Source organism: Lentzea xinjiangensis (assembly GCF_900110955.1).
Taxonomy (GTDB): Bacteria; Actinomycetota; Actinomycetes; order Mycobacteriales; family Pseudonocardiaceae; genus Lentzea; species Lentzea xinjiangensis.
Genome location: NZ_FOFR01000005.1, coordinates 117,997 through 129,619 on the forward strand (window position 1 = coordinate 117,997; position 11,623 = coordinate 129,619).

The 11,623-nt window shown below is 71.6% G+C and carries 7 protein-coding genes and 1 pseudogene; 5 read left to right on the top strand and 3 right to left on the bottom strand.

What is annotated here, in order from left to right; all coding sequences use genetic code 11:
• Positions 1-126: 126 nt before the first annotated feature.
• From BMW88_RS14210 to BMW88_RS14225, 4 genes are all read left to right on the top strand, one after another.
• A complete protein-coding gene (locus BMW88_RS14210; protein WP_089951170.1) occupies positions 127-1,548 on the top strand; it encodes a glycosyltransferase in 1,422 nt (473 codons plus the stop codon).
• A gap of 102 nt (positions 1,549-1,650) precedes the next feature.
• Positions 1,651-2,706, top strand: a complete 1,056-nt coding sequence (locus BMW88_RS14215) for a DegT/DnrJ/EryC1/StrS family aminotransferase (protein ID WP_089951171.1) — start codon at positions 1,651-1,653, stop codon at positions 2,704-2,706.
• 3 nt (positions 2,707-2,709) lie between these two features.
• A complete protein-coding gene (locus BMW88_RS14220; protein WP_089951172.1) occupies positions 2,710-3,879 on the top strand; it encodes a cytochrome P450 in 1,170 nt (389 codons plus the stop codon).
• A 14-nt stretch (positions 3,880-3,893) separates the two neighbouring features.
• Positions 3,894-4,088 carry a ferredoxin gene (locus BMW88_RS14225; protein WP_089951173.1) on the top strand — a complete coding sequence of 65 codons (195 nt, stop codon included), beginning with the start codon at positions 3,894-3,896 and terminating at the stop codon, positions 4,086-4,088.
• On the opposite strand, the gene BMW88_RS14230 is transcribed toward BMW88_RS14225, so the two are convergent.
• Positions 4,085-4,786 (bottom strand): LysR family transcriptional regulator substrate-binding protein, encoded by a 702-nt coding sequence (locus BMW88_RS14230; protein WP_089951174.1) that lies wholly within the window; start codon positions 4,784-4,786, stop codon positions 4,085-4,087. The genes BMW88_RS14225 and BMW88_RS14230 overlap by 4 nt on opposite strands.
• Positions 4,787-4,861: 75 nt before the next feature.
• Here BMW88_RS14230 and BMW88_RS14235 point away from each other — a divergent pair, with 75 nt between their 5' ends.
• Positions 4,862-5,221, top strand: coding sequence for a DUF5997 family protein (locus tag BMW88_RS14235; RefSeq protein WP_089951341.1), 360 nt, complete (start codon positions 4,862-4,864; stop codon positions 5,219-5,221).
• Positions 5,222-5,239: 18 nt separating this feature from the next.
• Here BMW88_RS14235 and BMW88_RS14240 read toward each other — a convergent pair whose 3' ends face one another.
• Positions 5,240-6,427 carry a cytochrome P450 gene (locus BMW88_RS14240; protein ID WP_089951175.1) on the bottom strand — a complete coding sequence of 396 codons (1,188 nt, stop codon included), beginning with the start codon at positions 6,425-6,427 and terminating at the stop codon, positions 5,240-5,242.
• Positions 6,428-6,473: 46 nt separating this feature from the next.
• A pseudogene (locus BMW88_RS14245) lies at positions 6,474-11,600 on the bottom strand (SDR family NAD(P)-dependent oxidoreductase); the annotation flags it as partial.
• Positions 11,601-11,623: the final 23 nt, after the last annotated feature.

The following is an 11,623-nucleotide window of genomic DNA, read 5'->3' on the forward strand; positions in this document are numbered from 1 at the left end:
TTTCTCCTGGACTGCCGGGCATCCCAACACTAGGGCTTCTCCTGGACAAGACCGCCTTCCCGGGACACGCGGCCGCACCGTCCGGCAGGCTCGCGGTCACCAGGCGCCAGCGCGGAGGGTGAAGTCATGAGCCAGCGGCCCGTCTTGTTCGTCAGTCTGCCGGAGAGCGGCCTGCTGAACCCGATGCTCGTGCTCGTGGAGGAGCTGTCGCGCCGCGGTGTCGAGAACCTGTGGTTCGCCACGGACGACAAGGCGCGCGACGAGGTGCGGGCGGCGGCGGTCGGGTCCCCGATCGAGTTCGTCTCGCTGGGCGACGTGGTGCCGGAGATGTCGTCGGTGACGTGGCCGGACGACGTCTACGCGAAGGTGACGCAGCGGTCGCGGTTCAAGGCGCGCAAGGCCGTCATCGCGCAGACGGACCGCCCGGAGCTGCGGATCCCCAAGTACCGCAAACTCTCCGCTCTCGTCGACGAGATCGAGCCGGCGCTGATGGTGATCGAGTCGATGTGCGTGTTCGGCTTCGAGGTCGCCATCACCAAGAACATCCCCTACGTGGTCAGCAACCCGTTCGTGCCGTCGAACCTGGTGACGTCCGCGGTGCCGATCGGCCCGTCCTACACGCCGAAGGACTTCCCCCGCCCGCACACCGGCCTGCCCGCCGACATGACCTGGACCCAGCGCTGGGCCAACAGGCTCTTCGGGTGGCGCACGCTCGCGATGGCGTTCTCGAAGCGGCACCGGGAACGCAACGCCCGCAACGACGCGATCATCGCCGAGCTGGGCATCTCGCCGGAGACGCGCGGCCAGTTCGCGCGAGTCGAGAAGTCCGAGCTGGTGCTGTGCTACTCGATCCCGGAGATGGACTACGAGTTCGACATCCCGGAGAAGATCCGCACGGTCGGCGCGCTGGTGCCGCCGCTGCCCCAGGCGGAGCCCGGTGAGCTCGGCGCGTGGCTGGACGCGCAGAAGTCCGTCGTCTACATGGGTTTCGGCACGATCACGCGGCTGACCCGCGAGCAGGTCGAGGCGTTCGTCCAGGTCGCCCGCACCCTCGACGGCCGGCACTCGGTGCTGTGGAAGCTGCCGCGCGACCAGCAGCGGTTCCTGCCCGGTGAGCTGCCCGGCAACCTGCGCATCGAGTCGTGGGTGCCCTCGCAGCTCGACGTGCTGGCGCACCCGAACGTCAAGCTGTTCTTCACGCACGCGGGCGGGAACGCCTACACCGAGAGCATCTACTTCGGCAAGCCGATGGTGTCGCGGCCGCTGTGGGTCGACTGCTACGACCAGGCCGTGCGCGCCGAGAGCTTCGGTGTCGGGCTGACGCTGGACAAGCCGCACACCGTCGACCCCGCGGACGTCGTGGACAAGCTCACCCGCGTCCTGGACAACCCGGAGTTCCGCGAGAACGCCGAACGCCTCGCCGCGCTGCAGCACGCCGCGGGCGGCCGCAAGACCGCGGCCGACCTGATCCTCTCCCTCCCGGCCCTGGCCCGGCGGGCGCCAGAAGAGCAGCCGGCGTCCCGGAAGCAGACGGCGTCCCAGAACTAGACGGCCCCAGAACCAGACGGCCCCAGAACCAGACGGCCCCAGAACCAGACGGCCCCAGAACTGAACGGCACCCCGAGTAGACGGCACCGAAGTGAGTTGACGATGAGCTACCGCTACCCCGTGTCGATGCCTTCGTTGCGCGGCAACGAGCTCGAGTACACGTCGAAGGCCGTGACCGACGGCTGGATCTCCTCGCAGGGCCCGTACGTGCCGCAGTTCGAGGAGGCTTTCGCCGCCTACAACAACGTCAAGCACGGCGTGGCCTGCTCGTCGGGCACGACCGCGCTGACGCTCGCGTTGCGCGCACTGGGTGTCGGACCGGGTGACGAGGTGATCGTGCCCGAGTTCACCATGATCGCCAGCGCGTGGGCGGTGACCTACACCGGCGCGACCCCCGTGTTCGTGGACTGCGCGGACGACCTGAACATCGACGTCGCGAAGATCGAGGAGAAGATCACCCCGCGCACCAAGGTGATCATGCCGGTGCACGTCTACGGCCGGCAGTGCGACATGGAGCCGATCCTCGAGCTCGCCTACGAGTACAACCTGCGCGTCGTCGAGGACTCGGCGGAGGCGCACGGCGTCCGGCCGACCGGTGACATCGCGGCGTTCTCGCTGTTCGCCAACAAGATCATCACCTCCGGTGAGGGCGGCATCTGCCTGACGAACGACCCGCACCTGGCGCGGCAGATGGCGCACCTGCGCGGCATGGCGTTCACCCGCGACCACAGCTTCCTGCACAAGAAGCTCGCCTACAACTTCCGGATGACCAACCTGCAGGCCGCGGTCGCGCTGGCGCAGACCGAACGCCTCGACGAGATCCTCGCGGCCCGCGCGCAGATCGAGAAGCGCTACGACGAGGGACTGCGGGGCATCAAGGGCATCACCCTCATGCCGCCGCGGGACGTGCTGTGGATGTACGACCTGCGCGCGGAGCGCCGGGACGAGCTGATGGCCCACCTCGCGGAGAACGGCATCGAGACCCGCCTCTTCTTCAAGCCGATGAGCAGGCAGCCCGGCTACCTGGACCCGGTGTGGCCGACGCTGAACGCGAACCGGTTCGCCGAGGACGGCCTGTACCTGCCCACCCACGCCGAGCTGACCGAGGAAGACCAGGACTACATCGTGCGGCACGTCCGCCAGTTCTACGGGGAATGAGACATGACGAGCACTGACCTGGTCCCGTTCATGCTGCGCCGTCCCGGCGCGCCGTTCCCTCCCCCGGAGTACGCGGACTTCCGCGAGCGACCCGGCCTGGTGAAGGCCGCGCTGCCGTCCGGCGAGACGGTGTGGCTGGTCACGCGGCACGAGGAGGTTCGCTCGGTCCTCACCGACCCGCGCATCAGCTCCAACCCCACGCACGAGGGCTTTCCGCGGCCGTCGCGCACCGTGGGCGCGCCGTCCGCGGACGACGTGCCGGGCTGGTTCGTGTCGCTGGACCCGCCCGACCACAACAGGTTCCGCAAGGCGCTGATCCCCGAGTTCACGGTGCGCCGCATCCGGTCGCTGCGCCCGGCGGTCGAGGAGATCGTCGACCGGTCGATCGACCAGATGACGGCCAAGGGCGACTCCGCCGACCTCGTCGAGGACTTCTCGCTCTCGGTGCCGTCGCTGGTGATCTCGTCGCTGCTGGGCGTGCCGAAGGTGGACCGCGACTTCTTCGAGGAGAAGACGAAGGTCCTGGTGACGCTGACGTCGACCGACGAGGAACGCGACAAGGCCTCCGAGCACCTGCTGCGCTACATCAACCGGCTGATCTCGATCAAGTCCAAGCGGCCGGGCGACGACCTCATCAGCAAGCTGCTCCAGGGCGGCCTGCTGACGCCCCAGGAGCTCTCCGGCGTCGCGATGCTGCTGCTGATCGCGGGCCACGAGACGACGGCGAACAACATCTCGCTCGGTGTCGTCACGTTGCTGCAGCAGAAGCAGTGGATCGGTGACGAGCGCGCGATCGAGGAGCTGCTGCGCTACCACTCGGTCGCGGACCTGGTGGCGTTGCGCGTGGCGGTCGAGGACGTGGAGATCGGCGGGCAGCTCGTCCGCAAGGGCGAGGGGATCGTGCCGCTCGTGGCGGGCGCGAACCACGACCCGGAGGTGTTCGAGCGGCCGCACGAGTTCGACCCGTCCCGTTCGGCGACGGGTCACGTGGCGTTCGGCTACGGCGTGCACCAGTGCCTCGGGCAGAACCTGGTGCGGCTGGAGATGGACGTCGCCTACCGCGGCCTGTTCCAGCGGCTGCCGAACCTCGAGATCGCGGTTCCGCTGGAGGAGCTGCAGTTCAAGTACGACGGGGTCCTCTTCGGACTCCACGCGCTCCCCGTGCGCTGGTGATGGGAAGGAACGTCATGGCTGGCATCAGTGTGGACACCGGAAAGTGCATCGGCTCGGCGCAGTGCGTGCTGGCCGCGCCGGACGTGTTCGACCAGGACGACGACGGGTTCGTCGTGGTGCTCGACGACAGCCCGTCGGGTGCGGCGGAGGCGGCCGCGCGCACGGCCCGCGGTCTCTGCCCGGCGCAGGCGATCTCCGTGCACGACTAGCGTCCGCGACCGCGGCGGGGTTTCGCGCGCTTGGCCGGTGGCTGCTGCCGCCGGTCCGGCGCGGGACCCCGCCGTTGCTGTTTCGCGGCCGGCTCGGCCGCGGGCCCGCGGGTGCTGTTGACGGTGCGGCCGCGGACGATGCCGATCAGGTGCTCGACCAGCTCGGGGTTCTCGTCGCGGATCGGGAACGCCAGCGCGACGCGCGACTGCGGGGCGTCGTCCAGCGGCGCGTGCTTGAGGTCCCTGCGGTGGTGCAGCCGGGCCAGCGACTGCGGCACGACCAGCAACCCGGCCCCGGCGGCGACGATCTCGACGGCGTCCGCGGTGGTCTCCGGCCGTTCGACCGGCGGCTGCCCAGGTGGGGAGTCCCAGTCGAGCGTGTCGTCGAGCGGCTGCCACAGGACGTGCCCGCCGAGGTCCTGGAGGGACAGTTCGCCGACGGCGGCGAACTCGTGGTCCTTCGGGAACACGACGACGGTGGTCTCGGTGTAGAGCGGGATGGCGTGCAGGTCCTCGCGGTCGCCGGGCAGCCTGAGCAGGGCCGCGTCGGCCTCGCCGGACCGCACCCTCGGCGCGGCTTCGGCGGCGGCGGTCAGCACGAGGGTCAGCGGGGTCTGCGGCAGGCGTTCCTGCCAGACGCGCGCCCACTTGCCCGGCGTCACACCGGGGACGTACGCGAGCGTGAACGATCCGGTCACGTGCTGAGGCTAGCCTGCCGCCGCTTCCGGCCGGACGAGCCGGTTACTCTTTTCGGCATGAAGTCGCAGCAGACCATGAAGCCCGCCACCGCCGCGAAGAAGCTGGGCGTGTACCTCGAGGCCACCCCCGAGGAGTTCCAGGCGGGTGTCGTGTCGCGCGACGAGCTCGACGAGCTGCAGGCCAACCCGCCGCAGTGGCTGCGCGACCTGCGCCGCAACGGCCCGCACCCCAAGCAGCTGATCGCGCAGAAGCTGGGGATCTCGACCTCGGGTCTCGTGCGCGCCGGCATCACCGAGGCGCTCACCACCGACCAGATCACCGCGATCAAGGAGGAGAACCCGGACTGGCTGGTGCGCGAGCGCGCCACCTACCGGGAGTTCCGCGCCGAGGAGGCGCGCCTCGCGGAGAAGGCGCGCCTCGCCGACGAAGACTGAGGTCACCAGGTCGGCAGGTCACCAGGTCAGCGGGAACTTCTCCAGGCCGCCCGCGAGGCGGCCGCCGGGGTGCGACTCGAGCTCGGCCTCCGGCACCGCGAGCCGCAGCGTCGGCAGGCGCTCGAACAGGGCGGTGTAGGCGACGGCGAGGATGATCCGCACGAGCGGGGCGCCGGTGCAGTGCCGCATGCCGTGGCCGAACGTGAAGTGGTGGTTGGGCGAGCGGGTGACGTCGAACGCGTGCGGGTTGTCGAACGCGCGGGGGTCGAAGTTGGCGAGGCTGAAGTCCAGCATCACCAGGTCGCCCTCCTTGATCGTGACGCCGCCGATCTCGATGTCCTCGCTCGCGTAGCGGGGCAGGACGGGCGAGCTGATGGTGGCGCGCATGACCTCGTCGACGGCGCGCGCCATGATCTCGGGGTCGGCCATGGCCTTCGCGCGCTGCTCGGGGTTGCGCAGGAACAGCAGCACGCCGAAGTCGAGGTGGCTCGCGAGGCCCGCGAGGCCGGTGAACAGCAGCGTGACGACGTGCAGGCCGATCTCGTCGTTGGTCAGGCCGGTCTCGATGAAGCGGGAGATGACGTCGTCGCCGAGGTCCGAGCGGCGCCGTTCGCCGATGTCGGCGGCGAAGCCGAACAGCGGGTCCATGCCCGCCTCGGCGGACTGCTGGTCGGACGCGCCGACGGTGTCCATCATGTCGAGGAGCGCGCGGCGGTCCTCGACGGGGATGCCGACCATGTCGCACAACGCCTGCTGCGAGTAGTCCATCGAGTAGGCGGCGTGCAGGTCGACCGGCGGGCCGGCGGCGATGATCGCGTCGAGCTTGGCGTGCGCGATGGCCTCGACGCGTTCGCGGCGCTCGATGACGCGGCGGGCGGCGAAGCTCTGGGTGTACAGGACGCGCTTCTTCTCGTGGCGTTCCTTCTCGACCTCGATGTCGTCGCTGGTGACGAGCATGTCGAGCATGGGGTTGCGCAGGAACCGCGGCGCGTTCGCCGGGTCCTTGTGGGACCGGCCGAGTTTCTGGTTCTGCAGCAGCGCTTTCACCTCGGCGTGCCGGGTGACGAGCCAGCCCTCGTCACCCGCCGGCGTCCGGATGCGGCACACCGGCGCCTGCTCCTGCAGCCGCAGCCGCAGCTCGCTGAACGTCAGGATCGACGGCAGTTCGACCCCGATCAGGGGCAGTTCCTGCGATGTGGTGGTCATGGACGCCTTCCCGGATTCTCTTCTGCCGAGCGCTGTCGGCTGGTTGTCAGGCCTTGACGGCGGTGAACGCGCCGAGCCAGTCCTCCACGACGCCCGCGACGAGGCCCGCGTCCTCCTTGACCATCGCCATGTGGTCGGTGGCGACGACGCGGATCTCGTCGGCGGGCACGTCGACCTCCTGCTCGGTCGTCACGAGGTCGGTGCCCCTGACCTCGTTGGCGCAGCGGATGAGCAGCTTCGGCGCCGACGTGTGCAGGCCGGTGTCGACGATGAGCGGGAACCAGTGCGCCATCGCGGACAGGCGGGCGCTGTTCATGGTCACCGCGGGCGAGTCCATGGTGGTGAAGTAGTTCGTCGTGACGGCGTCGAAGTCCATGCCCTCGCGGGAGTTGTAGTTCATGCTCAGGGTGTCGAGCATGATCACCGCTTCCGGGGTGACGCCCCAGGTCTGCTCGAGCACGGCGGCGGCGAAGCAGGCGAGCGTGCCGCCGGACGAATGTCCCACGAGGACGAACGGGTCGCCGTCGGTGCCGTCGAGGATGCTCTCCGCGATGAACCTCGCGGCGGCCTCGGTGGTGCGCGGCAGCGCCTCGCCCTCGCCGAAGCCGATGAGCGGCAGCGCCGACACGTGCCGTTTGCCCCGCAGGTGGGCGGCGAGCCGCGCGTACATGTGCACCCCGGCGGTCGCGCCGGGAGCGCTGACGCAGACCAGCCTGGGCAGCGCCGGCCCGTCGGCGAGCGTGACGGGGACGGGCAGGTCCTCCAGCTCGGCCGGGCTGTCGAACATCGGGCGCAGGGTGGCGACGGCCTTGAGCATCCGCAGCCCCTCGACGACCTTGCCCGCGGCGACGCTCTGCATGAACAGCCCGGCCACCGTGTCGTTCGCGCTGACCGCCGCGGCGGTGCCGGTGGGTCCGGTGATGGTGCCGAGCTCGGCGTCGACCCTGGCGGCGAGGGCCGCGGGCGTGCCGCTGTCGAACACGGCGCTGCCCGGCAGCGCGAGGGTGAGCAGGTCGTTGAGCTGGTTGCGCAGCTCGACGGCGATGAGCGAGTCGAAGCCCAGCTCCAGGAAGTTCTTCTCCGGGTCGATCCTGGAGCTGTCCGGGTGGCCGAGGAGCGCGGCGCAGGTGCCCACGACGAGGTCGCGAACCTGGATCGCGCGCTCGTCGGGGTCCGACTCGCGCAACCGGTCGAGCAGCGTGACGGCGGCCGGCCGGCTCTGCCGCGGGGCGGCCTGCTCGTCGACGAGGTCGCGCAGCAGCGGCATCACGCGCTGCTGCGGGGCGTGGCTCACGTGCATCGGGACGACGACGGGCCGGTCGGCGGCGAGCGCCGCGTCGAACAGCGCGAGGCCCTGCTCGACGGCGAGCGGGGGCGTGCCGGAGCGGGCGATGCGGTCCATGGTGGCCTCGCTGAGGCCCGCGGTCATGCCGCTGTGCTGTGCCCACGGTCCCCAGGCGATGCTGACGGTGCCGGGGCGGGTCGTCGCGAGCGCGTCGAGGTAGGCGTTGGCGGCGGCGTAGTTGCCCTGGCCGGGGGCGCCCACGACGCCGGCGGCCGAGCTGTAGAGGACGAGCCGCCGGAGGTCGTGCCGGGCCAGGAGGTGCGCGGCGTCGACCTTGGGGGCGAGGACCGCGGCGAGGCGGTCCGGGGTGAGCGCGTCGACGAGGGCGTCGTCGAGCACGCCGGCCGCGTGGACGGCGGTGGTGATCGGGCGTTCGGTGGCGGCGAACAGCGTCTGCACGTCGTCGGGGTTCGTGACGTCGGCGGCCGCGACGGTGACGGTGGCGCCCGCGCTCTCCAGCTCCTGCCTGAGCTCGCGCGCGCCGGGGGCGTCCTCGCCGCGGCGGCCGGCGAGCAGGAGGTGCCGGACGCCGTGCCGGGTGACCAGGTGCCGGGCGAGTTCGGCGCCGAGGCCGCCGGTGCCGCCGGTGATCAGGACGGTCTCGTCCTCCGCCCACTCGTGCCCGGTGCCGGGGTTCTCCGGCAGTTCCTTCAGCCGGGCGGCCCTGACCCTGCCCTCGCGGACGAGGACCTGCGGCTCGTCGCCGTTGACGAGGCGGGTGAGCAGGGCGCCCGAGACGTCGAGGCCGTCGGTGTCGACGAGCAGGAACCGGCCGGGGTGCTCGTTCTGCGCGCTGCGGACGAGGCCCCACACGGCCGCCGCGGCGGGGTCCTCGCCGGTGGCGGCGCCGCGGCTGACGAAGACGACGCGGGAGTTCTCGAACCCGAGCGCCTCCTGCAGGAAGCCCAGGGCGCGCCGGGTCTGGGCGTGCGCGCTGCGCGGGGTGCCGTCGCCGGTGACGGCGACGACGAACACGTCCGGCGTCCCGGCCTGGGCGGCTTCGGCGAGGGTGTCGCCATAGCCGGTGACGGACTGGCCCGCCGAGTACAGGACGTGGGCGAGGTCGAACTCGTCGCCGCCGATGATGGCCCAGCGCGCTCCCGTGACGGCCGGGGCGTCCGCGGTGGACCTCACCCAGCTGACCTCGTGCAGCGCGGGGCGGCCGGCGTTCGGCCGGGGCGCGGGGGCGGTGGTGGCGCGCGGCCAGAACCGCTCGGTGTCGAACGGGTAGGTGGGCAGGTCCGTCCTCGTGCCGGTCGCGGGCCAGGTGATCCCGGCGCCGGCGGTGTAGAGCCTGGCGAGCGCCGTGACGAACGCCGTGACCTCGTCCTCGTCCCGGCGCATCGCCGGGATGGCGCGGTCGACGAGCGGGGCGAGGACGGCGCTGGGGCCGATCTCGACGAACGTGGCGTCGCCGATGCCGCGGACGTCCTGGGCGAAGCGGACGGTGTCGCGGACGTGGTCCACCCAGTAGCCGGGCTCGTGCACGGGCTTCCGGCCCGCGAACGGGATCTTCGGGCTCCGGAACGTCAGCCCCTCGACGACCGCGCGGAGGTCGTCGAGGACGGGTTCCATCAGCGGCGAGTGGAAGGCGTGGCTGACCTGGAGCTGCTTGGTCCTGCGCGGGGCGAGGCGGGTGAGCCGTTCGACGACGTCGTGCACCTCCCCTTCGGCGCCGGCGAGGACGAGGGAGTCCTCGGCGTTGACGGCGGCGATGGAGACGCCGCCGGTCAGGTGCGGGGTGACCTCGTCCTCGGTGGCCTGGACGGCGATCATCACGCCGCCCGCGGGGAGCTGCTGCATGAGACGCGCGCGTTCGCGGACGAGCCGGGCGGCGTCCTCGAGCGTGAGCACGCCGGCGACGTGCGCGGCGGCGATCTCGCCGACCGAGTGGCCGGCGACGTGGTCGGCGCGGAAGCCGAAGCTCTCCAGCAGCCGGTACAGCGCGACCTCGAACGCGAACAGCGCGGGCTGCGTGCACCCGGTCCGGCCGAGCTCCTCCTCGTCCTCCCACATGACCCGCCGCAGGTCCGGCGGGAGGTGGCGCAGGGCCGCGTCGAGGGCCTCCCGGAACGCGGGGAACGCCTCGTAGAGCTGCTTGCCCATGCCGGCCCGCTGCGCGCCCTGCCCGGAGAACAGCGCGGCGAACGGTTTGCGCGCCACCACCCCTTCGGCGATCACCGCACCGTCCAGGACCACGGCCCGGTGGTCGAACGTCGTCGGGCGCGTGGTGAGCAGCGAGTACGCGATGTCCCGTGGGTCGCCGTCGAGGGCCCGGACCTGCTCGATGCGCGCCTTCAGCGCGGCGGGCGACTTCGCCGACACGACCAGCGGGTGCCTGCCCGCCAGGTCCTGGATCGATCCCGGCTGGCCCCCTCCGGGGGAGGCCGAGGTCCCCACTCCCATCGTCTCAGGGTGGTCTGACGATTCCGGGCCGGCCGGGGTGTGAGTGGACCGTTCAGGGGCGTCGGGGGCCTCCTGGATGATGACGTGGGCGTTGGTGCCGCTCACCCCGAAGGAGGACACGCCCGCACGACGGGGTTTCTCCCCGCGGGGCCAGGGGGTGGTCTCGGTGAGCAGCGAGACGTTGCCCGCGGACCAGTCGACGTGGGAGGACGGCGCCGTGACGTGCAGGGTGGGCGGCAGGGTGCCGTGGCGGAGCGCCTCGACGACCTTGATCACGCCGGCGACGCCCGCGGCGGCCTGGGTGTGGCCGATGTTGGACTTGACGGCGCCGAGCCTCAGCGGGGTCGCCCGGTCCTGGCCGTAGGTGGCGAGGAGGGCTTCGGCCTCGATCGGGTCGCCGAGCACGGTGCCGGTCCCGTGCGCCTCGACGACGTCGACGTCGGATGCGGACAGGCCCGCGGACGCCAGGGCGGCCTTGATCACCTCGCGCTGGGCGGGGCCGTTCGGGGCGGAGAGGCCGTTGGAGGCGCCGTCCTGGTTGACCGCGCTGCCCGCGACGACGGCGAGCACCGGGTGGCCGTGGCGGTGGGCGTCGGAGAGCTTCTCGGCGAGCAGCACGCCGACGCCTTCCGACCAGCCGGTGCCGTCGGCGTCGTCCGAGAACGCCTTGCAGCGGCCGGAGGTCGCGAGGCCACCCTGCCGGGTGAATCCGGCGAAGTTCGACGAGGTGGCCATGACGGTGACGCCGCCGGCCAGGGCCAGCGAGCACTCGCCGTTGCGCAGCGCGGCGGCGGCGAGGTGCAGTGCGACCAGGGAGGAGGAGCAGGCGGTGTCGACGGTGACGGCGGGGCCTTCGAAGCCGAAGGTGTAGGAGACGCGGCCGGAGATGACGCTGGCGGCGGTGCCCATGCCCGCGTGGCCCTCGACGTCCTCTTGGGAGGCCATCAGGACGTGGCCGTAGTCCTGGCCGTTGGTGCCGATGAACACGCCGGTGCGGGAGCCGCGCAACGTCGTCGGGTCGATGCCCGCGCGTTCGACGGCCTCCCAGGTGGTTTGCAGGAGCAGGCGTTGCTGGGGGTCCATCGCCAGTGCTTCGCGGGGCGAGATGCCGAAGAAGCCCGCGTCGAAGTCGGCGGCGTCGTAGAGGAACCCGCCCTGCAGGGTCGCGCTGGTGCCGCCGGCCAGGGCGCCCAGGTCCCAGCCGCGGTCGGTCGGGAAGCCGGTGATGGCGTCCCGGCCGGCCGCGACCAGCTCCCACAGGTCCTCGGAGGAGCGGACGCCGCCGGGGAAGCGGCACGCGATGCCCACGATCGCGACCGGCTCGTGCCTGCCGGACTCGACCTCCTCCAGGCGCCGGCGGGTCTGGGCGAGATCGGCGGTGACCCACTTCAGGTACTCAACGAGCTTCTCTTCGTTCGGCATCGCCGGAAACCTTCCGTCCGGTA